At 70.7% G+C, this 24,684-nt stretch carries 15 protein-coding genes; 6 read left to right on the forward strand and 9 right to left on the reverse strand.

The annotated features are described in order from the left end of the window. Nucleotide 1 precedes the first annotated feature (1 nt). Nucleotides 2–7,690: an HYD1 signature containing ADP-ribosyltransferase family protein gene (locus ACZ3IG_RS28705; protein WP_467435663.1), complete on the reverse strand. Its 7,689-nt coding sequence runs from the start codon at nt 7,688–7,690 to the stop codon at nt 2–4. Between the two features lie 489 nt (nt 7,691–8,179). Between ACZ3IG_RS28705 and ACZ3IG_RS28710 the strand changes: the two genes are divergently transcribed. Next, nucleotides 8,180–11,704: a DNRLRE domain-containing protein gene (locus tag ACZ3IG_RS28710; RefSeq protein WP_467435664.1), complete on the forward strand. Its 3,525-nt coding sequence runs from the start codon at nt 8,180–8,182 to the stop codon at nt 11,702–11,704. A gap of 252 nt (nt 11,705–11,956) precedes the next feature. On the opposite strand, the gene ACZ3IG_RS28715 is transcribed toward ACZ3IG_RS28710, so the two are convergent. The 3 genes from ACZ3IG_RS28715 to ACZ3IG_RS28725 are packed head-to-tail and all read right to left on the reverse strand — an operon-like array spanning nt 11,957 to nt 12,983. Then, nucleotides 11,957–12,169 (reverse strand): DUF3237 family protein, encoded by a 213-nt coding sequence (locus ACZ3IG_RS28715; RefSeq protein ID WP_467435665.1) that lies wholly within the window; start codon nt 12,167–12,169, stop codon nt 11,957–11,959. 53 nt (nt 12,170–12,222) lie between these two features. Continuing rightward, the gene (locus ACZ3IG_RS28720; RefSeq protein WP_467435666.1) at nt 12,223–12,408 is read right to left on the reverse strand and encodes a DUF3237 family protein; all 186 of its coding nucleotides are present in this window, start codon (nt 12,406–12,408) and stop codon (nt 12,223–12,225) included. 35 nt (nt 12,409–12,443) lie between these two features. Next, a complete protein-coding gene (locus ACZ3IG_RS28725) occupies nt 12,444–12,983 on the reverse strand; it encodes a phenolic acid decarboxylase (RefSeq protein ID WP_467435667.1) in 540 nt (179 codons plus the stop codon). 121 nt (nt 12,984–13,104) lie between these two features. Here ACZ3IG_RS28725 and ACZ3IG_RS28730 point away from each other — a divergent pair, with 121 nt between their 5' ends. The 5 genes from ACZ3IG_RS28730 to ACZ3IG_RS28750 all read left to right on the forward strand — a co-directional run bounded on the left by ACZ3IG_RS28730 (nt 13,105) and on the right by ACZ3IG_RS28750 (nt 18,539). Further along, entirely contained in the window at nt 13,105–13,644 is a 540-nt protein-coding gene (locus ACZ3IG_RS28730; RefSeq protein ID WP_467435669.1) for a MarR family winged helix-turn-helix transcriptional regulator, read from the forward strand. A 174-nt stretch (nt 13,645–13,818) separates the two neighbouring features. Next, nucleotides 13,819–14,397: a SigE family RNA polymerase sigma factor gene (locus ACZ3IG_RS28735; RefSeq protein ID WP_467435670.1), complete on the forward strand. Its 579-nt coding sequence runs from the start codon at nt 13,819–13,821 to the stop codon at nt 14,395–14,397. A gap of 2 nt (nt 14,398–14,399) precedes the next feature. Beyond that, the gene (locus ACZ3IG_RS28740; protein WP_467435749.1) at nt 14,400–15,257 is read left to right on the forward strand and encodes a hypothetical protein; all 858 of its coding nucleotides are present in this window, start codon (nt 14,400–14,402) and stop codon (nt 15,255–15,257) included. Nucleotides 15,258–15,345: 88 nt separating this feature from the next. Beyond that, nucleotides 15,346–16,176 (forward strand): pectate lyase, encoded by an 831-nt coding sequence (locus tag ACZ3IG_RS28745; RefSeq protein WP_467435671.1) that lies wholly within the window; start codon nt 15,346–15,348, stop codon nt 16,174–16,176. A gap of 167 nt (nt 16,177–16,343) precedes the next feature. Beyond that, the gene (locus tag ACZ3IG_RS28750; protein ID WP_467435673.1) at nt 16,344–18,539 is read left to right on the forward strand and encodes a glycoside hydrolase family 43 protein; all 2,196 of its coding nucleotides are present in this window, start codon (nt 16,344–16,346) and stop codon (nt 18,537–18,539) included. Between the two features lie 2 nt (nt 18,540–18,541). On the opposite strand, the gene ACZ3IG_RS28755 is transcribed toward ACZ3IG_RS28750, so the two are convergent. From ACZ3IG_RS28755 to ACZ3IG_RS28775, 5 genes are all read right to left on the reverse strand, one after another. Continuing rightward, complete coding sequence (locus tag ACZ3IG_RS28755) at nt 18,542–19,654, reverse strand: right-handed parallel beta-helix repeat-containing protein (RefSeq protein ID WP_467435674.1); 1,113 nt, start codon at nt 19,652–19,654, stop codon at nt 18,542–18,544. 31 nt (nt 19,655–19,685) lie between these two features. Beyond that, nucleotides 19,686–20,858, reverse strand: coding sequence for a dienelactone hydrolase family protein (locus ACZ3IG_RS28760; protein WP_467435675.1), 1,173 nt, complete (start codon nt 20,856–20,858; stop codon nt 19,686–19,688). Next, a complete protein-coding gene (locus ACZ3IG_RS28765; protein WP_467435677.1) occupies nt 20,845–22,122 on the reverse strand; it encodes a pectate lyase family protein in 1,278 nt (425 codons plus the stop codon). Before ACZ3IG_RS28765 ends, ACZ3IG_RS28760 begins: the two co-directional genes overlap by 14 nt. Beyond that, nucleotides 22,115–23,266 carry a pectinesterase family protein gene (locus tag ACZ3IG_RS28770; RefSeq protein WP_467435678.1) on the reverse strand — a complete coding sequence of 384 codons (1,152 nt, stop codon included), beginning with the start codon at nt 23,264–23,266 and terminating at the stop codon, nt 22,115–22,117. The genes ACZ3IG_RS28765 and ACZ3IG_RS28770 overlap by 8 nt, the downstream gene beginning before the upstream one ends. 77 nt (nt 23,267–23,343) lie before the next feature. Then, nucleotides 23,344–24,669, reverse strand: a complete 1,326-nt coding sequence (locus ACZ3IG_RS28775) for a pectate lyase family protein (protein WP_467435679.1) — start codon at nt 24,667–24,669, stop codon at nt 23,344–23,346. Nucleotides 24,670–24,684: the final 15 nt, after the last annotated feature.

Consider the following 24,684-nt stretch of genomic DNA (forward strand, 5'->3'; position numbering starts at 1 on the left):
TCTAGTTCCTTCCAGAGCTACGGATGCGGCCGGTTAGATCGAGTGGCCCACTGTTTGGGATCACGAACACTCCTGGCCTTCCTTCCACTACATCTAGCCCTCTGACGTCAATTTCGATGTAGTGAGTGAACTTACGTCCAGCCCATGGGACCCGCAAGAAGGCTGCTGAGAGCTGTCCGAGTGTCTTCGTCCCGGGCTTGATGTCCGTCAGGTACTGGCCATCCCCATAGCGAGCATCCTTCGGATTATTCGCCTTCAGGGAAGGTCTCATCTCGCCACTCGAAATGATTCCGTCGTGCCCCGCTTCATTCGTGTAGTGGTAGAGACTTTGCGGCCCCTCAGAGGCAGCCTCCGCGGCCTCACCACAGTTATGCACGAGTACCGGCGTGGCGCCTGCGAGCACATAGTACGTATGCAGGTCGCTGACGGTCAGGTTGTGGACCGTCGCCCGCTGCGTCGTCCACCGTTCGACCGCCGAGACCTGGACGTACGTGCCGGCGCTGGTGCGCAGCCACTGGCCCGGCTTCAGGTCGGTGGCGTCGATCCAGTCGCCCAGTTCGGGGACCCAGAAGGGGTGGGCGTCGGTGGCCGTGACCTCGGCGGTGGTGCCGTCGGCCGTGGTGATCTCGACCTTGACCAGGTGCTTGACGCCCTCGCCGAGGATCTCGGCGGTGACCGTCTCCACGGCTGTCTCGCCGGTCTCCGGGTCGGTGGCCAGGACCTTGTCGCCGTTCTCGATGTCCTCGATGGGCTTGGTCGTGCCGTCGGCCATCAGGACGAGGGTGCCCGGCACGAAGCTGTTGGCTTTCTTGCAGCCGACGCCCTCCCCGGAGGATTCCGACGACTCCCGGGTTTTGCCCGACGACTCGTCCTTGGCCTTGGCCTGCCGCGGCTTCGGCTCCGCCTTCTTCGCCGCCGCCTTCTGCGTCTTCTGGACGGCGTTGCCCGTCTTCCGCGCGGCTGCCTTGGCCTTGCGGGTGGCCGCCTCCTTGGCCTTCTTGCGCAGCTGGGCCGCCCGTTCGGCCGCCTTGCGCTTGGCCTCCTTCGCCTTGCGGGCCAGTTCGCGGGCCTTCTTGGCCATTTCGATGATCTTGCGGGCCTTCTCCTTGGCCTTCATCCACGCGTTGACCGCGCTCGCGATCCGCGACGCCGCTTTGATGACCGAGGGGATCTTGGTCAGTTTCGTCCACGGGATCGCCTGGATGAACAGGCTGCCGCACGCCCACAGGTCACCCCGGGAGAAACAGCCGACCACGTCGTTCCAGCCGATGAAGTCCTTCAGCGCGGCCCAGCCGACCGAGAGGATGACGTCCGCCAGGGAGGTGTTCAGCTGGTTCTTCGCCCAGGCCTCCGCCGAGGCCGAGGGGCCGCCGTACTCGCTGGTGCCGCCCTCCGAGGCCAGGCCGGTCGGGTCGGCGAAGGTGACCGGGTTGTTCTCGCAGTAGACGTACCCGTTCATCTGGACCGGGTCGGCCAGGTCGAGAACCGGGTCGGCGGAGAGGAAGCGGCCCGTGTCCGGGTCGTACTCGCGGGCGCCCAGGTGGACCAGGCCGCTGCTCGCGTCGTCGCCGCCGCCGACGTAGCTCCGGTGGGAGCGCCAGGTCGTCGACTCGGTGCGTTCCGCGCCGAACGGGTCGGTCTTGGAGTACCTCACCTTGTTGCCCGGCCCCAGCTCCACGTTGGCGTACGCGGTGCCGTTCTGGTCGGTGATCTGGACGGAGAGGGACGAGGCGCTGGTGCCCTGCGCGTAGCGCATCACCGTCGGGGCGCCCGCCTGGGAGTAGTAGCGCTCGGTGTAGGCGGGGGCGCCGGCCGCGTTGACCGAGATCGTCGACTCGCCCAGGTACAGGGTGCGTTCGGTGTTCGAGATCGCCATCAGGCGGGAGCCGTCGCCGCCGTAGACGTACGTCGTCTCGTTGTCCGGTAGCCACTGCTGGTTCGCGCCGGTGCCGCAGGTGTTCAGTTGCAGGTCGGTGCCGTCGGCCGAGTTGGACGACGGGACGTCCAGGCACTTGCCCGACGCGACGTGCTTCAGGGTCCCGGTGGCGGTCGCCGTCCACTGCTGGGCCGCCGCGCCCGTGCAGTCGGCGATGACGACCGCCGTGCCGTTCGCGGTGGCGCCGCCCTTCGGGACCGCGCACTTGCCGAGGATCTTCAGGGCGCCGGTCGACGGGTCGGCCGTGGAGGCCGAGTCGATGCGGAACTTCTGGGCCTTGCTGCCGTTGCAGGAGTACAGCTGGAGCGGGGTGCCGGCCGTCGTCAGCGCGCTGGACAGGTCCAGGCACTTGTCGGCCAGGCCCTGCCAGGCGCCGGCGCCGTTCTCGCCGAAGCCGGTGATCTTCTCGACCTGGCCGTCCCAGGTCCAGGCCAGAGCTTGTTCCGAGCCGTCGTACGTGCGGGTGGTCGTGTTGCCCGCGTCGTCGTACGTCAGGGTCGTCGCCTCGGTGACCTGGGTGCCGGAGACCGCCTTGTAGGTCGAGGACATGCCGGTCAGGGTGTGCGGCTGGGTGCCGTCCGCCTTGCCGTAGGTGTAGGAGGTGGTGGCGTCGGCGGTGGTGTCCAGGCCGGGGTCGTGCTCGACCAGCTTCGTGCGGTTGCCGAGGGCGTCGTACGCGTAGCTCTGCCAGTAGCCGCTGTTGGCGTCGGTGACGTTGGTCGTGCCGTCCGAGTAGCTGGGGGCGGCCGTCTCCTTGCCGGTGGCCTTGCACGCGGAGGGTGCGGTCCACGCCTCGGTGAGCTGGCCCAGTGCGTCGTAGTCGAAGCACTGGAGGTCGGTGGTCGAGTTCGCCCGGTCCGCGATGGAGGTGACGTTGCCGGCCGGGTCGTAGGTGTAGCTGCGGGCGTTGACGCGGTGGCCGGTGACGGCGGTGGTGTCGCTGGTGGACTCGCGGTCCACGATGGCCTGGGTCAGTTCGCCCGTCGCCTCGTCGAAGAGGTTCGTCGTCCAGACCCGGTTCGGGTTCTCGCCGCTGACCGTGCGCAGGACCTGGCCGTACGGGGAGTACGAGGTGTCGGCGGTGTACCAGTCGGTGCCGGAGGTGGAGACCGGCAGGCCGTCCTCGTTGTAGCGGACGACCAGCTTCTCGGCGGGCAGGGTGCCCACGGCGGGGAGGTTGGTCGCCTCCAGGACGCCCGTCTCCGAGTACTCGAAGCTGTAGCGGTACGTCGGTTCCAGGCCGTAGGCCATGGCGACCGACTCGGGGATGGTGATCTCCTGGCCTGTGGGCTGGTAGTCGGCGGTGTAGCCGGTGACCGCGGTGGTGTAGGCGAGGCCGTCGGTGTAGCGGGTCTGCGAGGTGGGCAGGCCGGCGCCGCCGATGAGGGTGTCGTAGACCGTCTTGGCGAGGAGGGTGCCGGTGGCCGAGCCCGCGCGCTGCTCGATGGGACGGGAGAGCTTGTCGTAGACCGTGGCGACGGTGGTGTTCTCGTCCGTGACCAGCGTGGGGCGGTCCAGGTTGTCGTACGTGGTGGTCGTCGTGCCGGTGTCCGGGTCGACCGCCTTGGTCTGCCGGCCACGGGCGTCGTACGTCCAGCTCCAGGTGTTGCCCTCGGAGTCCTCCGCCTTCACCTGGTCGCCGCGCTCGTCGAACGTGTAGGTCGTCGAGCGGTGCGCGGCGCGCAGCGCGTCCGTGAACGTGTCGACGCGGACCGTGCGGCCCAGGGCGTCGGACCAGGTGCGCTGGGCAGTGGCGCCCTCGGGGTTGATGACGGTGGAGTAGTCGAGGCCGTACTCGTTGCTGGTGGCCTTCTCCTCGGCCTCCTTGCCGTTGAGATACGGCGTCTCGGTGAGGGTGCGGCCCAGGCCGTCGTAGGAGTACAGGGTGGCGTTGGGGACCTGGTAGTCCGAGGCCAGCTCGAACAGGACCGTGGAGGGGGCACCGGCGTCGTAGTACGCGTTGTTGGTCTGGGCGATGGTGCCGTTGGCGCTGTAGAGGATGTCGGTGATCAGGCGTCCGCCGCCGACCGCCGGGTCCTGCTTCTGGCGTTCGCGGCCGAGGCCGTCGTAGATGACGGTGGAGACGTCGTAGTCGCCGTCGTCGGTGAGGGACTCGGTGGTCACCGAGACCGGCTGGCCGATGGTCGTGTCGTACGTGAACCTCGCCGACGGGGACTGGGACGTCGGGCGGGAGGGGGCCCACATCCGGGCGGCGCGGCCGAGGGCGTCGTACTCGTACGTCGTCGTCCGGCCGTTGACGTCCTCCTCGGTGAGGGAGACCCCGCGGCCCGGCTCGACCGTGGTGATCTCCTCCTGGCCGAGCGCGTTGGCGGTCTTGATCTGGAAGACCTGGCCGTCGTCGGGGACGTACGTCGTGACGTCCTTGTTCGTCTCGTCGTTCTCGGCGATGGCCTCGGCGTTGCGGGTGACCGTGGTGCGGCCGTATCCGTCGTAGGTGACCTCGCCGTCCTTCACCCAGCCGCCGCCGTCGCCGGTGATCGCCCAGGTGGTGGTGGCGTTGCCGGTGGTGGGGGTGTCGCCGTACGCGCCGCCGTCGTAGGCGACGCGGGAGCCGTCGATCCAGTCGGCGGCGGTCGCGGTGCCGGCCTCGTCGCAGGTGCCGGCGGTGGTCAGGGTCTGCCTGGCCAGGCCGATGAGGTACTTGGAGGTGTTGTGGACGTACGACATCACCGTGCAGGTGTCGTCGCCCGTGTTGTCGCTCGCGGGGTCGGGCGACCAGTCGTTGTACTCGGTCACCTCGGTGGGCAGGCCGTAGGTTTCGTCGTACTCCGTGACCGTACGGAGGACACGCACCGTGCGCTGGTCGTCGCCCGTGCCGGAGGACCGGGTGTAGCTGAGCGAATCGGGAACCGTGATGCGCCAGGCATTGAGGTCCGGGATGCCTCCGGAGCGGCTGCGGGAAGCCAGCAACTCGGCCTTCGGCTTGTCCACGGTCCGGGTGAGCCAGGTGGAGGCGGTGGCCGAGGCGTATGTGAGGGTCTCGGCGACGCGACCGGTGAAGGGTTCCTTGTCCTCCGCGATGACCGCGCCGGCGGCGTCCCTGACGGTGACCGAACGGGTGCTGCCGTCGGGAAGCTTGTCGCCGTCCATGCCGCGGAAGTAGCGGGTCTCGGTCATGCCCCGCTCGGTGGACATCAGCGGGGTGTCGCTGTCGTCGCCGGTGTAGGTGCGGACCCGGGCGAAGCCGCGCCACTGGTCGTAGGTGCGGGTCTTCTTCTTGGAGAACTCCGCCTGGTTCAGCGCCCAGGCGCCGCCGTCGAGGTACTCGTACGTGGTGGTGACCGGGTCGGCACCGGTGAGGGCGGGGAGTTCCTGGACGGACTCGACGACGTACTTGTGGAACCAGTCGACGGTCTCCACGTCGGGGTCGGCGTTCCAGTACACCGGGAAGCACAGGCCGGTGTTCTCCTCGGGCTTCGGGAAGCCGCTGCCGGTCTTGCAGGCGCCGGTCGGTGCCTTGTAGGTGACGACGGTCTCGCCGCCGTACTCGCTGACGACCCGGGCGACGCGCAGCCGGTCGAAGGCGGGGTTGGGATCGTTCGCGCCCTCCTTGACCCGGTTGGGCATGGGCTGGCTGTTGGCGAGGAACTGCACCGGGTTCAGCGCGATGGCCTCGGAGTCCGTGCCGTAGCCGGTGCGGGTGATGGACTCCAGCCACAGGGCGGTGCCCTCGTCGGTGAGGTCGGCGGGCAGGGACTGCTGGAGGGTCCAGCTGTCCACCTTCGACAGGGCGGTGGAGCCCTGGGTGCGCTGGGTCCAGGTGGTCACCTGGGCGAGGCGCTTGCGCGACCAGAAGGTGGGGACCGGGACGTAGCACTCCTTGCCGGCGGCGCAGTACAGGTCGGCCGGGGTGTCGTACCAGATGCGGTTCTTGGCGAAGTCACCGGAGGCGAAGTTGTCGTTCTCGTCGCCGGACGTGGTGCAGGTGATGTCGCCTTCCTTGAAGCAGCGCTCGTCGACGTCGAAGGCGACCCGGGAGATCGGGGCCGCGTACGGCTCGTCCGCCTTCAGGCCGTAGTCGATGCGCTTGAGCCAGCCGCCGCGGTCGTAGGAGACGGGCGCCTTGTACTTGTCGTTCTTGGCGTAGTGGTTGGTCTCCTTCGCCCACCACAGGGTCATCGCGTTGCCGTCGGTGTCGACGACGAAGTCGAGGTTCCAGCGCCAGGCCTGGTCGCAGAAGGAGCCCGCGAAGTCGCCCGCCTTGTAGCAGGGTTCCGTGTCCTGATTGCCGGCGACCGGAACCGTCAGCACCGAGTTCGTCACCGGGTCCCCGCTCGCCCGGTCGTCGTCCAGCTTGTGCTTGCCGAAGTAGTACTGGGTGCCGTCGCGGGTGGTGACCCGCCAGTACTCGCCGTCGGCGTCACCGTTGTCGAGGCCGGTGTCCCTGAGGAGTTCGACGCGGGAGCCGTCACCGCTCGCGGTGACCCAGGCGTCACCGTACGGGTCGGTCTTGTCGGGCAGGACCAGTTCGGTGGTGGTGCCGCCCAGGGTGAGGGTGGCGTTGTACGAGCCGAAGCAGAGGTCGCTGGTCTTCTTCTTGTTGTTGCCGTCGGTCATGTCGTCGCGGCACGAGGTGTACGTGCGGGTGATGGAACCCGCGTTGTACTCCCAGCCGTCGCCGATCCAGGAGGGCTGGTTGTTGGAGGCGGACGTACGGCCGTCCACGACCTGGGAGTTGTAGCCGAAGGAGACCGCTGGGGACGGGCCGCCGGGCACGCTCGGGGTCTGGAGGGTGTACGAGTAGCTGAAGCCGCCGGCATTGCCGCCGGCCGACCAGGACCCGGCGCTGACCAGCGGAGTCGCGCCGAAGTCGCCCTTGGAGCCGGAGCCGGAGTCGGTCGCGAGCAGGACGGAGGAGCCGGAGCCGTCGGCGGTCGCGGCGGCGAGGGACGCCAGCGGGGTGCCGCCGGTGGGCTTCCCGGTGCGGTACACGCCGTCCGTGACGGTGCCCTCGGTGGAGGCGGCCGCGGTCTCCGCCGGCGTACTGCCGCCCGCCGCCAGCGCCTCGGTGGCCACGGTTGCCTCGATGCGGCGCTCGTAGACCGGGTTGCCGTCGGCGTCCGTGCCGGTCTGCTCGACCACGTTGTCGGTGGTGACCTCGGACGGCTCGGAGCAGCCCTCGGTGTCCGGGGTGGTCAGGAAGCACGCCGGGTACTGCGCGAACGACAGCCGGTCCGCCCAGTTGGCGCCGTACAGCTCGGAGAAGTCGCTGTAGTCCAGGGCGATCACGGCGTCGCCGGTGGCCTCGGCGGGCGGGGTGACGGTGAGGGCCACGCCCTCGATCGCGGTGGCGGCCAGTTCGTCCTGGCCGGCCAGGACCACCTGCCACCGGCCCTCCAGGGCGGCGGCCTCGGTGGCGGTGGCGGTCTCGGGAGCGCCCACCTCGACGGGAAGGGCGGTGCCGTCGTCCTGGACGAGCGGGACCATCTCTCCGGGGGTGAGGCCGGTGAGGTCCTGGGCGGCCGAGCCGCGGGCGGGGGCGGTGACGTTGCTCGGGTCGTACTCCGCGGGCTGCTCGGCCTCGGCGGTGGTCAGTTCGGCGAGCTGTCCGCCGTTCTCGCCGTCGGCCTCCTCCGACTCGGGGAGGTCGACCAGGTCGACGCCGCTGCGGTCGTCGTCCGGCGGCAGCGCGTACGCGGCGGGCAGGATGCCCATGGTCAGCGCGACCACGGTCGAGCCGATGACGCCGGCGCGTATCCGCGCCCGTCTGCGACGTTCGGCGCGCGTGCTCACGCGCTCCCGCCTGCCGCTCCACGACAGTGATCCCCACACAGCGGCAGCCCCCGCGCACAGTTCCGTCCAATGTCGATCACGAACTTTCCGGCACGCCTTCACGAAAAGTCAACAAGTTCCCGAGGGCTGGTGATCTAGGTCACATGAACAATTGATACGACGTTCAATAAAGGGTTTTCAGCTCGCTCAAGAGGCATTAGACCGGGTCAAAGGCAAGCCAATTCACCATCACGCGAAGATGAATAGCTATCTTTTGTCCTTGCCTGCCCATTCAGCCAACCGCCTGGTCAGGGGCGATAGTTGGACACCTGGCCGAAAAATATCACCCCGCCGCTCGAATGGCTCGAAGCCGGGTGTGGCGCAACCTCGCCGCATCGGTCATGCTCTGTGCTCGTTTCCTGGGCCGACTCTTCAGTACGGCCGGAGACGCAAAGGGAACTCACAGAATTCCGGGGGTTTCGGAATTCCAGGGGGAGGGGACGCAGCACCATGGAACGTCGTCGCTTCGGCCTGCCCGCGTCCGGACGCGGACGGGCAGGGGTGGGCGCACTGGTCGCCGGCGCGCTGGGCGTCGGACTGCTCACCGTTCCGCTCCTCCACGCATCCGACGGCACTGACGGACGGGCCGGCCCCGAGAAGGCCGCCGCGCGTCCGCTGACCGAGGAGACCGCGCAGGAGCAGGCCGTCAGCAGGGGGGAGCGGGTGGAGGTCGGCACGCTGCGCGACGAGACCTCCGAGACCTACGCCCGCCCCGACGGGAGCTTCGAGACGGTCGTGCACGGCGCGCCGGTACGGGCGAAGGTGAACGGGGTCTGGAAGTCCATCGACACGACCTTGACGCAGGTGGCCGGGGGCGGGTGGGCACCCAAGGCCACCGCTGAACCCGTCGTGTTCTCCGGCGGCGCGAGCGCGGGCACCGGGCACCGGGCGGCGAACCGCGGCTCCGCGTCAGCGGTGCGCCCGGCGGTGTTCACGGCCGGCGGCGGGAACGCCCTCCGCGTCGCCGACGCCACCGACGGCTACACCGAGTTGGCCACCCTGACCAGCGCCGGGCACGAGATCACGCTGAGCTGGCCGGGCGCGGTGCCCGAGCCGGTGGTGAGCGGGCCCAGTGCCTTGTACCGGGACGTGTTCGACGGGGTCGACCTCATGCTGACCGCGCAGGCCGACGGCTTCGGTCACGTCCTGATCGTGCACAGCGCCGAAGCGGCCGCCGGTCCGGCGCTCGCCGAGCTGTCGTACGGCCTGTCCTCCCCCGACCTGACCTTCCGTCTGGACCCGGTCAGCAAGGTCGTCAGCGCGAAGGACCGCGACGGTGAGGAGTTCGCCTTCTCGCCCACGCCCTACCTGTGGGACTCGGCGGGCCGCCCCGCGGTCACCGAGGGCGACGATCCCGAGCCGACGGAGAGCGCGCCGGAGCCGGACCCGTCGTACTCGGAGGAGTCCGGGGCACCGGTCGGCGAGGAGACGGCCGCCCCCGAGGACGGGATGGACACCGACGCCCCGGCGGAGACCCCGTCCGCCGAACCCACACCGACCGCGACCGGCACCACTCCGTCCGGCGAGGCCACGGAGACGGATCCCGCCGGCACCGCGTCCGCCGGCCCGGCGAGCGCCAAGACGGCCGGCAGCGGCACGACGGGCGTCCGGCAGGCCGCCCACGCGGACGGCGCCCGCGCCTCGCTGACGGACGAGGAGGTGTTCGCCCTCACCGGACTCGCCGGGCCCGACCCCGGTACGCACATGGCGGTCGCCGGTGCCGCACTGACCGATCCCGGCGCCGCCTCCACCGGCCTGTCGATCACGCCGGACAGCGATCTGCTCACCGCCGAGGACACCGTCTACCCGGTCTTCATCGACCCCACGATCTACGGCAAGACCAAGAACTGGACGACGGCGTACAAGAAGTACCCGAGCTCCAGCTTCTACGACGGCGCCAACTACAACAGCGGCACCACCGAGGCCCGCGTCGGCTACGAGTCGACCACCTGGGGTCTGTCGCGTTCCTTCTTCCGGCTCGGCTGGAGCACGGACCTCAAGGGCGCCGTCGTCTCGTCGGCCACCCTCTCCCTGCGGGAGACCTACTCCTGGTCCTGTTCCAGCCGGGAGATGCAGGTGTGGACCACCGGGGCCATCTCGTCCAAGACCACCTGGAACAACCAGCCGGACTGGAAGTCGGAGGTCGGCACCAAGTCCTTCGCCCACGGCTACAACTCCTCCTGCCCCGACGCCTACGTGGAGTACAGCGCCAAGTCGGCCACCCAGGACGTCGTCGACAGCGGCGGCCGGACGATGACCATCGGGCTGCGCGCCACCACGGAGGACTCCGCCTACTCCTGGAAGAAGTTCCGCGCCGAGGGGGACAGCGCCCCCAAGCTGAGGATCGTCTACAACCGCAAGCCGAAGACGCCGAGTTCGGTGAAGCAGTCCCCCGGCGGGAACTGTGACTACAGCACGCCGTACATGCACATCGGCAAGCGGGATCTCGTCCTGTCGGCGAAGTCCTCCGACCCCGACGACACCTCCACCCGCAAGGACCTGGAGTACCTGGACTTCGAGCTGTGGCGGACCGGCTACGGCGACGACAAGATCCTCGACAAGAACGTCACGGTCACCAGTACCGGCACGGCGTCGGCCACGGTCTCCAAGACGCGGTTCACCAACGGGTACCAGTACTCCTGGCGGGTCCGCGCGATCGACTCCTCCGGGGCCGCGTCCGTGTACTACCCCACGAAGAGCCCGAAGGTGTGCCGGTTCGTCTACGACAGCACCGTGCCGAACGAGCCGATCGTGACCTCCGACGACTACCCGGCGGCCGACGAGGACGGGAGCGTCTGGTCGGACGTGAGGTTCGGGACGTCCGGGACGTTCACCATCGCCCCGGACGAGGACACGGACGTCACCCGCTTCGACTACTCCTTCAACAACACGACCTACGACAAGAGCAAGACGGTCACGGCGGGCAAGTCCGCCACCCTGTCCCTGTCGCCGCCCACCGCGGGCCCCAACGTCCTGTACGTGCGCGCGGTGGACAGCGCCGGCAATCCCTCGCAGGGCACGAAGTACCTGTTCTACGTGACGCCGAGGGACTCGGCGGACGAACCGGGTGACGCCACGGGGGACGGCGTCCCGGACCTGTACGCCATCAGTTCCAGCGGCAACCTGACGCTGTACCCGTCCACCGGCGCCGGTGACCTGCACGTCGGCCTGGCGGCCGGTCATGACGACGGCGTGGGTCTGCTCTCCGACGAGGACGGTGACGGCGAGGAGTACCTGCCGGGCTACTGGGTGGGCGACGACGGCGCACCCGCGCTCCTCGCGCACGGCGGAGACGCTCTCGCGGGCGACGGTATCGGTGACCTCTTCGCCCGGATGCCCGACGGCAAGCTGTACGTGTACCCCGGGGACGGCTACGGCAGCGTCGACATCTCCCGGCGCAGCACGGTCCGGTTGCCCTCCGGTTCACCCGACCCGGCGACGTTCGACCAGATCATCGTGGGTGACTACGACGCCGACGGCCGGGCCGACATGTTCGCGACGGGAACCGGCGGTGAGCTGTGGGCCTTCGACGGGTACACCGGCGCCGCCTTCCGCACGGCGAAGAGGATCAGTTCGTCGGCCTGGCTGGAGCGGGACCTCGTCTCGGTCGGTGACCACGACAAGGACGGCGCCCCCGACCTGCTGTGGCGCTCCGGCTCCTCCAGCCGCCTCTACCTGCGGTACGGGGTGAAGGACAGCGCGGGCGGGTCCACCCTCGCCTCCCTGTCGACGGCGGCGGCGTCGAAGACCGGGGACGACGAGGTGTACGCCGAGGGCTGGTCGACGGCCACCGTGCCGGTGACGCACCTTCGCGGCACTCCGGACGTCGACGGGGACGGCATCCCCGACATCTGGGCCCTGTCCGGCTCGGGGAGCGTCTACTTCCACAAGGGCGGCTCCTCCGCCATCGGCAGCGGCGCCGCCGTCATCAGTTCCGTCAGTGCGTGGGGGACGACGAAGCTCGCCTTCGGGTGAGGCGCTGAGACGTGAGGGGAATGGGGGGCGTCCAGCGTTCCGCCGGGCGCCCCCTCCTGTCGCTCCACCCCCAGCACCTGCTCCACCGGTCGATCGCGACGTACAGACGAAGCCGGCGCCGATGCCGTTGGTGATCGAGTACGTGAACGGCATCACGGCGGTGATCAGGAACGCCGGTACGGCGATCTCGTACCCGTCCCAGTCGATGTGCCTGCCCTGGGTCATCATCAGGAACGGGGCTGGGGGCCGACCTCAGCCGAGCAGGAAGACGTCCAGCTCCACGCTGTCCGGCCGGCGCTCGCCGGTGGCGACGAAGAGGCGTTCGTTGAGCCACGCGAGCCGGCCCGCGGCGGTGGTCAGACGGGGGTGGCTGCGGAAGTAGATCCGCTCCGGCGCCACTTCCTCGCCCCGGACCAGGGCCGCGATGTCCTCGGGCCGTCCCGAGCGGATCCCGGTGTCGCGCACCGCGATCCGCTCGCCGCGGCCGGTCTCCAGGGCGTACCGGGCGTCCAGTTCCGTCAGGTCGCGGTGCGCAGGACCTGGTGGTCGGCGCCGCCCGGCAGGACGGTGCCGCGCACCTCGGGCCCCTCGAAGGAGCCGCCGGCCAGGGGCACCGGCCGGCGGTGGCCGTCCGGTGCCTCGCCCAGGTCGTACGGGGCGGCGACGCGCACCGGCAGACGGGCGGAGAAGGTGAGGGGCGGCACCGGGGCGGGGGTGGGCGTGATGGTGTCACCGTCTCTCAGTTGACGCGGTCGGCGAAGCCCTCGGGCAGGTTTTCGGGGCCCACCGCGACGATGGTCTCGTCGTCCTCACCGACGTGCTCGAACAGGGTGATGCGGGCGAACTCCGGGACGACGTAGATCGGATAGGTGGGACCAGCGTCGCGGAAGGCGCGCATCTCGTCCAGGTGCTCGTTCTGGTAGAGCACCGTCTTGCTCCCGTCCTCCTCGATCCAGCGCGGGAAGAAGATCGTGCCGTGCAGGACCCGGCGGCCGGGCAGCACGTTGACGACGACCGAGGTGCCGGTCGGCTCGTTCCAGGACACCTTGTAGACGTCCTCGGCGAGCCGCACCAGGTCGATCTTCTGGTCCTTGACCCAGCGCCCGCCGACCATGCCGGTGTGGATGCGGTAGTCGATGGTCGTGGCGTTCTTCACGTACATCTCGTACTGCCAGCCGTTGGCGTACGTGTAGATGAACCGGTGCCCGGTGATACCGGACAGGTCCTGCAGCGGGACGGGGTTCTCGACGGTGGTCGGGGCGTCGGTCGCGTTGCCCATGTGGTGCTCCTCACTCCTGTCCGCGGACCCTCTGTGCGGACCGCGGCACCTTGCTACAAAATTATTGTGTCACAAAAACTGTTTGTCACAAAACTATCGAGGCGCGGGTCACAATGGGGCCATGAACGACAGGGACGAGGCAGCGGGCCGGACGGACGGCCCGGACACGGCGGGGACACCGGGAGCGGTCCGGGTGGCCACCGGGCTGGGCGGGCTGCTGGGGCCGCTGCGCCGGGCGGTCCTGCGCGCCACCCGCAACGCCGAAGGACTGCCGGACCTGCCGGAGGCCCAGATCGAGTTGTTGCGGGCGCTCTCCTCCTCGCCCGAGGGCCTCTCCCCCGGCGCCGCGGCCACCCGGCTGCGGGTGGCGCCGTCCACCGTGAGCAATCTCGTCCGCACGATGTCCGCCGCACAGCTGGTGGAACGGGTCCGCCCGTCGCACGACCAGCGGACGGTGGTGCTCACCGCGTCGCGACAGGCCCTGGAACTGCTCGACCGCTACGACCGGGCCAGCACCGCCGCGCTGGTCCGGATCGTCGAGGAGATGCCCGGCTCCGACCGGGCGGCCCTGGACCGGGCCCTGCCCGCCCTGGACCGACTGGTCCACGCACTGGAGGAGACGGACGACGGCACGGCGGGCGGCACCACGCCCGCGCCCTGAACACGACCCGGACGCGACCCCGTCCGCCGGCCGAGCAGCTCGGAATGGTTCGACCCGTCACACAACGTTCGGCACACCGCACGGAGTTGAGGACCGACGCTGGTACAGTGCCGCTTCCCGACCCGGCGCACGGTTGTTCGATGCCGGGAAAGCCGCTGCGAGGAGAGACCGTCCGTGGGCACAGTCGTCGACGACGCCGCCTCCGTGGAGTTCCATGAGTTCTTCGAGCGTCATTACGCCGAACTGTCCCGGCTGGCCCGTCTGCTGACCGGTGAACCGGACATCGCGGACGATCTGGCGGCGGACGCGCTGCTGGCGCTGTGGCACCGCTGGGACCGGGTGCGCGCGGCCGACCATCCGGTGGCGTACGCCCGGGGTGTCGTCGCCAACCTGGCCCGGACCCGGGTGCGCAGCGCGGTGCGGGAGCGGCGGCGGATCGCGCTGTTCTGGTCGCAGCGCGAGGAGCGGACCGAGAACCCGGACGTGGCGGCCGTCGTCGACGTGCAGGAGGCGCTGCGCTCACTGCCGTTCCGCAAGCGGGCCTGCGTGGTGCTCCGGTACGCCTTCGACCTCTCCGAGAAGGACACCGCGCTCACGCTGGGCGTCACGGTGGGTACGGTGAAGAGCCAGACCTCCAAGGCGATGGCCGAACTCCAGCGACGGCTGGGCACGGAGCGGGCCGCGCTGCGGGTGCGCGCGACGGCGCGGAGCGTAGGACAGGGCACCGGCACGGCCGGGGGAGGGAACCGGTGACCGTGCGCGACGGCCACGAGGAGGTGCGCGCCCGGCTGCGGGAGGCGGCCGAGGCGCATGAGCCCGACCGGGCGCGGATGCTGGCCCGGATCGAGCGCGGGATGGCCTCTCCCTCCGGTCACCCGGCGGGGGCGGCCGCTCGCGCCGGGCACCGGGCGACGCGCCGGCCCGTGTGGGGCTGGACACGGGTGGTGGCCGCCACCGCGGCGGTGGCGGGCGTCTTCGGCCTGGGCGCCGGCGCGGTCGCGCTCGCCGTCCGCGGTGCGGACCCCGCGCCCGGGACGGTCGCGGTCTCGCCGACGCCCCCGTCGTCCCCGACGCCCCCCACCGCCCCCAGTACCCCGAGCGCCTCGGCGTCCCCCACCGCTCCGGTGACCCCCACCACTCCCACGGCCTCGGCGCCCCCCACGCCCCCGGCGACCCCGACCGCTCCCACGGCCCCGCCGGCCACCGGCGGTGTGTCGGACGGTCCGCTGTGGTCGGACGGCTCGGTCGACCGGCACAGCAACACGTTCTGGGCGCAGAGCAATGTGACGCTGAAGACGGAGGAGAGCCTGTCCGCCCTCACCGTCCGGCTGCGGATCGCGCAGACCGGCGGGGTCACCTCGGCCGGGGCGTGGCGGTCGCTGCCCGAGGAGGACTTCACGCTGACGGTCGCCGAGGACGACGGCTTCCTCGTCTACACGTGGGTGCTCAAGGAAGGCCGTACGGTCCCGGCGGGCACCTGGGTGTTCGCCGGGCAGTACGACCATGCGCGCGGCGGCCGGGACGCCGGGGACGACACCTACGCGGCGATGGCCGTCTCCGGCTCCCGGGAACTGTCGGTGGACGGTGACTTCGCGCCCCAGGACGACGACTGAGAAACATTCTTCGTGAGGGCGGCAACCTCACCTCCGGGTGGCGGCGACCAGGAAACGCAAGAACGTTCCCTCACGCAAGGAACCTTTCATGACCGCACGAACCGAGCAGCGCGTCCGTCACCGCCGCGGGGTCACCCGGCGCCGGGCGGTGATCGCCTCGGCCGCCGCGTTCGGCATCACCGGCGCGGCGATCGTCACCACGTCGATGCTGTCCACCGCGGGCGCCGCCTCGTCCTGGCCGACGGCCGCCGGCAAGAAGGCCGTCTCCTCGACGATCTCCGTCTCGGGCACCTACGACGGCGGGCTGAAGAACTTCTACGGCTCCGGCGACCTCGGCGGTGACGGCCAGGAGGAGGGTCAGGACCCGGTCTTCGAGCTGGCCGACGGCGCCGTCCTGAAGAACGTCATCATCGGCACCCCGGCCGCCGACGGCGTCCACTGCAAGGGCTCCTGCACCCTGCAGAACGTGTGGTGGACGGATGTCGGCGAGGACGCCGCCTCCTTCAAGGGCACCTCGTCCTCGGCGACGTACAAGGTGATCGGCGGCGGCGCGAAGAAGGCCGACGACAAGGTGCTCCAGTTCAACGGCGCCGGGAAGCTCACCGTGACCGGTTTCCAGGTCGAGGACTTCGGCAAGCTGGTCCGCTCCTGCGGCAACTGCTCCCAGCAGTACAAGCGCACCATCGTGCTGAGCGACATCGACGTCACCGCGCCCGGCAAGGCGCTCGCCGGCATCAACACCAACTACGGCGACACCGCCACGCTCTCGGACATCCGCATCCACGGCGACGACGACGAGGACATCGACCTCTGCGTCCGCTACACGGGCAACGACGACGGTGACGAGCCGACCAAGACCGGCTCCGGCGCGGACGGCACGTACTGCAAGTTCGACGACTCGGACATCACGTACGACTGATCCCCACCGGTCTCCCCCACCAGGCCGTCCGGACACCCCTCCGGGCGGCCTGCGAAATTTTCGGAAACTTCCGCGTCCGCCACGCCTGTTGACGCCCTGTTCGCCCCTGGTGACACTCCGAGGGCACCCCTCCCCTCACAACCCACCGGACCCCGACAGGAAACGTCATGCGTCGCCACACCGCCCGCGCGTTCCTGCCCGCCGTCCTCACCCTCCTCCTCTCCCTCCTGCTCACCCTGCTCGCCGCCCACCCAGGAGCGCCGTCCGTGAACCACCCCCGCTACGCCGGTTACCTCTTCGCCTACTTCACCGGCGAGGGCACCGCCGACGGTGAGCAGATCCGCTACGCCCTCAGCCGCGGCAACGACCCGCTGCACTGGCGGGAGCTGAACGGCGGCGAACCCGTCCTCACCTCCACCATCGGTGAGCGGGGCCTGCGCGACCCGTTCGTGATCCGCTCCCCCGAGGGCGACAGGTTCTACGCGATCGCCACCGACCTGCGGATGTACCGGAGCAGCAGCGGCAGCTGGGACGAGGTCCAGCGGCACGGCAGCACGTCGGTCATGGTCTGGGAGTCCACCGACCTGGTCCACTGGACCGATCAGCGGCTGGTGAGGGTCGCCCCGGACAACGCGGGCAATGCCTGGGCGCCGGAGGCGTACTGGGACGCGTCGCTGGACGCGTACGTCGTCTTCTGGGCGTCCAAGCTGTACGCCGACGACGACCCGGGGCACACCGGCTCGACGTACAACAAGATGATGTACGCGACCACGGTGGACTTCCGCACCTTCAGCGAGCCGAAGGTCTGGAGCGACCCCGGCCACTCGGTCATCGACTCCACGGTCGTCGCGCACGAGGGCACCTACTACCGCTACACCAAGGACGAGCGGAACCCGGCCTCCGACGCCCCCTGCTCGAAGTTCATCACCGCCGAGAAGTCGGCCGAACTGACCGGCGCCTCCTACGACTTCGTCTCCGACTGCATCGGCAGCGGCTCGATCGACCGCGGCGAGGGGCCGACGGTCTTCAAGTCGAACACCGAGGAGAAGTGGTACCTGTTCATCGACGAGTACGGCGGCCGGGGCTACGTCCCCTTCGAGACCACCGACCTCGGCTCGGGCGAGTGGACGGTGTCCGAGAACCACCAGCTCCCGGCCAGCCCCCGGCACGGCACGGTGCTGCCGGTCACGCAGGAGGAGTACGACCGCCTGCTGGCCGCCTACCCGGCCTCGCCCACGTCGCTGACGGACGTGACGGCGAAGGGGCAGAAGGGGTACGCGATCGTCACGGAGGCGTCCTCGAAGGTCGTGCTGCCCGTGGAGCCCGGCGCCGGCCTCAGACGTCTGGCGCCGAAGCTGTGGACGGCCGAGGGCGCGACGGTCAGCCCGCGCTCCGGGGCCCGCCGTGACTTCCGCGAGCCGCAGACGTACACGGTGACGGGGGCCGACGGCACCCGGCGGGTGTGGACGGTGGAGGCGGTGCCCACGCGCGGCCCGGTGCTGCCGGGGCTCACCGCCGACCCCGACGTGCACTACCTGGACGGCGAGTACTGGATCTACCCGACCACCGACGGCTTCCGGGGCTGGAGCGGCACCCGCTTCTCGGCGTACTCCTCGAAGGACCTGGTGCACTGGCGGGACCGGGGCGTGATCCTGGACCTCGGCCCGGACGTCTCCTGGGCCGACTCCTACGCCTGGGCGCCGGCGATCACCGAGCACGACGGGAAGTACTGGTTCTACTTCTGCGCCGAGCAGCAGATCGGCGTGGCGGTGGCGGACTCCCCCGCCGGGCCGTTCGAGGACGCCCTGGGCAAGCCGCTGATCGGCAGGACCGACTTCGCGGGCCAGATGATCGACCCGGCCGTCTTCACCGACACCGACGGACAGCCGTACCTGTACTGGGGCAACGGCCACGGCTATGTCGTGCCGCTCCATGACGACATGGTGTCCTTCGACCCGGAGGCGGTCCGGGACATCACCCCGGCCGGCTTCCGTGAGGGGTCGTTCGTGATCGAGCGGGACGGCACGTACTACTTCATGTGGTCCGAGGACGACACCCGCAGCGAGGACTACCACGTGGCCTACGCGACGGGACCGTCCCCGCTCGGTCCGTGGACGAAGCGGGGGACGATCCTGTCCAAGCGGCCCGAGTACGGCATCCTCGGCACCGGTCACCACTCGGTGGTGAACACCCCCGGCACCGACGACTGGTACATCGTCTACCACCGGTTCGCCCTGAACGGCCCCGGCCGCCCCGGTGGCGACGGCACCCACCGGGAGACCACCGTCGACCGGCTGGAGTTCGCCGCCGACGGTTCGATCGTCCCGGTGGTGCCGACGCTGGGGTCGGTCCGGGGCCGCTGACGTCAGTTCATCGTCGCCCCGATGGTCGTGCTGCCCGTCGTCAGGAACGTCGTGGCGGGCAGCCTGCCGCCGGCGGAGCGGGCGTTGTAGGCGGTGGTCGCGTCCGTCGACACGAAGGCCGGGGTGGTGATGCCGGAGTCCCAGTTGTTGCCGGCCGAGACGACCGACGAGCCCTTGCTGACCGGGCCGCTGCCGTTGCTCACGGCGAGGTTCTTGCCGAGCCGGGCGGCGGAGGTGGCGAAGTAGTAGCCCCACTTGGCGTTGGCGTAGGCCGTGGTGCGGTTGATGACGACGGCGCCGGTGTTGGAGTTCTCGGTGAAGCCGTTGCCCTGGTTGTCCCAGGCGGCGGAGTTGTTGACGACGTGCGCGACGACCTCCCCGTCCCCGCCCAGTTTGTAGCCGTTGCCGTCACCCGCGAACGCCGGGTCGGACCAGCGGTTCTTGCCGTTGCCGAAGGCCCAGGTGTGCTCGACGGTGACCGGGGAGGAGAACGACCAGTAGTCCAGGCCGTCGTCGGAGTTGTTGAACAGCCGCGCCCCGGTGATCAGGTTGCCGGTGCCGGAGCCGTACTTCACGGCGATGCCGTCGGCGTTCTCGCCGTGGTTGGCGGCGTCGTAGTGGCCGTAGGAGTCGAGGTTGCGGACGGTGTTGTTCACGGTGCCGTCGCCGGTCAGGGTGAAGCCGGAGTCGCCGCCGTTGATGGTCTTGATGTTGTTCCAGTCGGTGCCGGTGCAGGAGGTGCAGACGACGGCGGAGTCCGGGGAGTTCTGGAAGGTCAGGTGGGAGACGTTCCAGTGGTCGGCGGTCAGTTTGAAGATCCAGTCGCCGTCGGGGAGGTTCGAGCCGTCGATCTTCACGGTCTCCGAGCCGTACGCGGTGAGCGTGACCGGCGCCGAGGAGGTGCCGTCGGCGGTCGACTGGAGGGTGGCGGTCGGGTAGTAGGTGCCGCCGCGGACCTGGATGACGGTGCCGGCGGTGGCGTTCTTGACGGCGTTGGACAGGTCGGTCACGTTGCTGACGACCACGGTGGCGGCCTGCGCCGGGGTGGGGAGGGCGGCGACGCCGGTGCCGGCGGCGAGCGCGGCGGCGGTCAGGAGAGCGGTACGACGAGACATGACGTGCGGGTCCCTTCTCCTACGGGTGGGGTCACAGGACGGAGTCCAGCCAGGCGAAGACCTCGTCCTGCATGGGAGCGGTGAAGACGTGGCCGACGCCCGGCCAGAGGTCGGTGCGCAGCCGGTGCCCGGCGCGGCGGGAGTCCCAGACGGCGCGCAGCTTCGCGTAGGCCGCCGCCACGCCGTCGGGGGTGAACAGGGTGTCCTGCTCGCCGTCGACGAAGAACATCGGCCGGGGCGCGGCGATGCTCGCCACGTCGGGGATGTCCAGGTGCCGAGCGAGTCCGGGGTGCAGCATGTAGTACGCCGACTGCCCGCGCAGCGTGTTGTTGCCGGGGACCATCATCTCCTTCAGGCCGGTCATCCAGCAGACGCTGACGGCGGCGGCGACGTCGTCGCTGAGCGCGGCGGTCTGCCAGGCCCGGTAGGCGCCCATCGAGAAGCCGAGGGCGGCGACCCGCCGGGCGTCGACGCGGTCCAGGCCGGCCAGGAAGCCGGCGGCGCGGGCGTCCTCGCGGGCCATGAGCCCGGCGAGCGAGGAGCCGAGGTTGTAGAGGTTGGCGGCCAGGGCCTGCTGCTGTTCGTAGGTGACGGGGCCGCGGTCGCCCCAGCCGAGGGCGTCCAGGCAGAGCACCACGTAGCCGCGCCGGGCCAGTTCGTCGCCGACGAACCGGCCGCCGAGGAGCTTGTCCGCCCACGCCTGGGCGGAGGCGAGCCGGGTGCCGTCGTCCCAGGGGGCCCAGGGCCGGACGCACTTCTCCTTGCCGATGTCGAACTTGGCGCCGTGGTCGTGCAGCAGCAGTACGGCGGGGAAGGGTCCGGTGCCGTGCGGGGTGAGCAGGCTGCCGCGCACCCGGGTGTGGCGGGTGAGGGAGAGGGTCACCGACTGGCGCCGGTAGCCGTCGCCCTCGGGTCCGTCGGTGAACTCCGGGTCGTACGGGGTGCCTCGCTGGTCGTCGACGAGGAGGTGGTCCTCGACGGTCCTGCGGGCGGTGCGCCGCCACGTCCGGAAGTCGCGGAGGGGCGAGGTGCCCCAGGCGAGCGGGAAGCGCAGCTCGTCCTTGAGGGCCTGGTGGAAGTCGGGAAGGTTGCCGCCCACCAGGTCCTCCGCCCGTGCGGTGCCCGCGCCGGTCCCGGTGAACAGCGCGGCGGTGGCCGCCCCCGCCACGAAGGTGCGGCGGCCCAGGGGTTCACGGGCGGTCATGGGACCTCCCGGTGCCGGCGTGCCGCAGGACGTACCGCTCGACGGCGCGGGCGGAGGTGAGGGCCCGGTGGTCGTAGACGTCGGCCGGGTCCCAGCCCACGTCGTCGGCGAGGCCGAGGCCGCGCGCCACGGCGTTCAGGTGCGCGGGGCGTCCGTTGAACCAGGACCCGGTGTCGTGGAACACGGTGGCCCCGTAGCCGGCGACGGCGAGCGCGGGGGTGCCGTGCGGGTAGGTGAAGACGTTGCGTTCGGAGAAGACCGCCGACTCGACGCCGGCGCCGAGCGCGTACAGCGTGTCGTCCGCCCGGCCCCGGTAGACGTTGTTGACGACGTGCACCCGCCCGAAGCGGACGCGCGGGGCGCGCTGGGTGATGCCGGTGAAGAGGTTGCGGGCGAAGGTCACCTTCAGACGGCCGCGGTCCCGGTCGCCGCGGCTGTCGCCGGAGCCGATGAGCAGCGCCTTGTCGTGGTCCTCGAAGCGGCTGTCGGAGACGGTGATGAAGTCGGAGCCGTCCTCGATGTCCAGCAGCCCGTCGTGCCGCTGGACGTGTTCCCCGTGGAAGCCGGTGGGGGCCGCGCGGTCGGGGAAGCGTCCGTCGGTGAAGACACAGTGGTCGATCCAGATGTGCGTACCGGTGATGACGGTCATCGCGTCGAACCGGGCGTTCCAGTTGCCGCCGGCGCCGTCGTCCGGGGACCAGCTGGTGAAGTGGTCGACGGGCGCTTCGAGGCGGAGGTCGCGGACGACGATGTTCGTGCCGGTGTTGACGGTCAGGAAGACGCCGAGCAGCGAGGCGCCGTCCCCGGTGCCGACCAGGGTGGTGTTGCTCTCCACGGTGAGCTGGATCTGCGCCTTCTCGTTGTCCGACCCGGTCTGCCGCAGCTGCCGCTGCCGCTTGCAGTAGTCGTAGCGGGTGTCGGACCAGGCGGTGCCGTCCGCGCCGAAGCAGGACATGTACTTCGTGAGGTCGTAGCCGGGGGCGTAGTCCTGCTCGCCGAGCGAGGAGCCGTCGTCGGCCTCGTGGCCGTCGATGGTGCCGGCCACCCGGATCACCTTGGGGGCGGTCGGGTCGCCGTCGTTCGCGAGGGCTTCCTTCAGCTCGGCCCGGTCGTGCACCGTCCAGGTCCGGCCGCCCGCCCCGCCGGTGGTGCCGGGGCCGGTGGCGGCCCAGCCGGCGGGTCCGGGTACGGCGGCCGATGCGGGGGCCGAGGGCAGCAGCAGGGCCGCGCAGGCGAGCAGCGCGGCTGTCGCGGCCCTACGCACGGGGCCGCCAGTCGCCCAGGTAGGCCGCCTTGGTGTGGGCCGCGGCCTCGGCGCGGGTGAGCTGGGGCCGGTTCTCCGGGACGGTGACGGCGGCGCCGGGGCCGGTGTTGCGGTACTCCCGGAAGCGCTGGTCCTGCCAGGGGTGGGCGTCGCGCATGTCGGCGTACGGGGCGACCGCGTCGATGCCGGCGCCGAGGCGGGTCTCGCGGACGGTGAGCATCGGGCGGGCGGTGGTGTCGGAGCTGGGCACCCAGGGGCGGGCCAGCTTGTAGTAGCCGTCGGGGGCCTCGCTGCTGATGCGGCTGCCGGTCACCAGGTAGCCGCGCGGGTTGGCGCCCGCCGTGGAGGGCGCGAAGACGAAGCCGTACGGCGCCGCCGCCAGGTCGGTGCGGACCAGCGTGCGGAAGTGGCAGTGCTCGTACACCGCCGTCGCCCGGCCGAAGACGAAGTCGACGTCGCCCTCGACGTAGCAGTGGGCGTAGTACTGGCGGGCGAAGAGGGTCAGGTCACGGGTGTCGGCGTACAGGGTGTCCTGGTGTCCGAGGAAGCGGCAGTGGTGGAAGGCGGAGCGGTCGCCCTGCACCTTGATCGCGACGGCCTGGGTGCCGGTGAAGTCGGGGTTGTCGCTGCGCAGCCAGTCGTTGGCGAAGGTGATCCAGCGGGCGGTGAAGCCGTCGGCGGCGACCGTGGTGGTGGCGGAGCCGCTGGTGCCGTAGGTGCCGGAGCCGTCGGGCCTGGGGGTGCCGGCCGCGTTGTCGTAGACGATGACGGTGTCGCGGGGGTCCTCGGAGGCGCCGATCCAGGTGGCCTCGGTGCGGGTGGCGTCGACGGCGACGGTCTCACGGTAGGTGCCGGGGGCGAGGACCAGGGTCCGGCCGCTGCCGGTGGCGGCGGTGACGGCGGCCTGTACGGAGGTGAAGTCGCCGCGGCCGCGCGGGTCGACGTACAGGGTGTCCGGGGTGAGCCGGGCGGCCGGGGAGCCGTAGCGGCCGAAGGGGCGGTTGCCCGCGGTGGCGGGGGCGGCGGCGAGGCCGAGGGCGGCGCCGGCGCCGGCGGTCGCCAGGAGGAAACCTCTGCGGGACGGAAGGGATGGAAGAGACGGGCGGGACGGACGGGACGGACGGGAGGAGACGGGGCGGGACATGCGGGTGCTCCTTCAGAGGGGGATCTCCGGTGGGCCGGGGCCGCGCGAGGGTGCCCCGGCCCTGGTTCCGCGTGGGGTCAGCGCAGGCGGCCGGCGCCCGCGCCGCGGCCGACGAGGGCGGGGACGGCCTTCGCCGGGTCGACCTTGGTACGCAGCGTGGGCGTCCAGCCCGCGCCGGAGGTGAGGGTCTCGGCCGGGATCTCCGCGTTGTGCACGGCGATCAGGTCCACGGGCTTGCCGTTGACCCGGTTGTGGGCGGCGGTGACCGGCGCCTCGCTCCACTTCTTCAGCACCTTGGCGGCGCTGATCCCGTCCGGCAGTGTGAACGCGTTGTGCTCGGCGACCAGCGCGGACTCCTTGCCGACGCCGAAGCTGTAGGCGTAGTCCTCGTTCGCCACGAAGTGGTTGTCGTAGACGTCGACCTGGCCGAAGCGGACCCGGGGCGCGCGCTCGACGAGGTCCTCGAACAGGTTGTGGTGGAAGGTCGCCCTCAGGTGCCCCCGGTCGCCGGCGGCCGTGGACTCGCTGTCGCTGTTGCCGATCAGGATCGTCTTGTCGTGGTCGGTGAAGACGTTCCAGGAGGCCGTGACGTAGTCGGCGCCGCGCACGATGTCGAGCTGCCCGTCGTGCTGCTGGTACAGCATCCCGAAGTAGGCCGGGGCCGCGCTGTCGGGGTGCTCGCCGTCGGTGAACGTGTTGTGGTCCAGCCAGACGTGGGTGGAGCCGTACACCACCGTGCTGTCGTACTCGCTGTTCCAGTTGCCGGTGTCGCCGTCCGTCGGGTCCCACTGCGGGAAGCAGTCGACGGGGCTCTCGAAGGTCAGGTTGCGGACGATGACGTTGTCCACGCCCTTGATCTGGAGGCTGGCGCCCTTGATGGCGGCGTCGCGGCCGACGCCGATGATGGTGGTGTTGGCCGGGACGCTCGCCTTGACGGCCTGGCTCTGCTGGGCCGCGGAGGCCCGCCGCAGCCCTTCGGGGCTGTCGTCGGGTTCGGCGCTCAGGTCGGTGTCGTGGCCCCAGGTCGCCGGGTCGTACGCGGCCAGGTAGGCGCCGAAGTCGTACCCGGGCACGGCGAACGCGTCGCAGCCCTCGGCGACGGCGTCGATGGTGCCCTTGACCTTGACGATGCGGGGCGCGGTGCCGTCCGCCGCCAGGGCCGCCTTGAACTCGGCCCAGGTCGTCACGGTGTACACGTGCTCCGCGTCGGCGGCGGCGCCCCCGGTCGTCCCGGTGCCGTACGCGGCCCAGCCGTCGTCGGCGGGCAGCGTCTGGCGGGCGGGGTCCCGGTGCTGGGGGCGGGCCTCGGCGCCGGCGGCGGTCAGGCCCACCACCAAGGCGGTGCAGCCGGCCAGCGCGGCACCCTTGCCCATGACGTGCCCATGCCATCTCTGTGTCTGCATGTGTGCGGATCTCCT

The sequence above is a fragment of the Streptomyces sp. NPDC016677 genome, assembly GCF_055562815.1.

What these genes read in the sequence shown, in the direction of transcription:
- ACZ3IG_RS28725 (WP_467435667.1), bottom strand. Translation starts at nt 12,983, where the DNA reads ATGGGCAACGCGACCGACGCCCCGACCACCGTCGAGAACCCCGTCCCG.
- ACZ3IG_RS28775 (WP_467435679.1), bottom strand. Translation starts at nt 24,669, where the DNA reads ATGCAGACACAGAGATGGCATGGGCACGTCATGGGCAAGGGTGCCGCG.
- ACZ3IG_RS28755 (WP_467435674.1), bottom strand. Translation starts at nt 19,654, where the DNA reads ATGTCTCGTCGTACCGCTCTCCTGACCGCCGCCGCGCTCGCCGCCGGC.
- ACZ3IG_RS28750 (WP_467435673.1), top strand. Translation starts at nt 16,344, where the DNA reads ATGCGTCGCCACACCGCCCGCGCGTTCCTGCCCGCCGTCCTCACCCTC.
- ACZ3IG_RS28730 (WP_467435669.1), top strand. Translation starts at nt 13,105, where the DNA reads ATGAACGACAGGGACGAGGCAGCGGGCCGGACGGACGGCCCGGACACG.
- ACZ3IG_RS28710 (WP_467435664.1), top strand. Translation starts at nt 8,180, where the DNA reads ATGGAACGTCGTCGCTTCGGCCTGCCCGCGTCCGGACGCGGACGGGCA.
- ACZ3IG_RS28770 (WP_467435678.1), bottom strand. Translation starts at nt 23,266, where the DNA reads ATGTCCCGCCCCGTCTCCTCCCGTCCGTCCCGTCCGTCCCGCCCGTCT.
- ACZ3IG_RS28745 (WP_467435671.1), top strand. Translation starts at nt 15,346, where the DNA reads ATGACCGCACGAACCGAGCAGCGCGTCCGTCACCGCCGCGGGGTCACC.
- ACZ3IG_RS28760 (WP_467435675.1), bottom strand. Translation starts at nt 20,858, where the DNA reads ATGACCGCCCGTGAACCCCTGGGCCGCCGCACCTTCGTGGCGGGGGCG.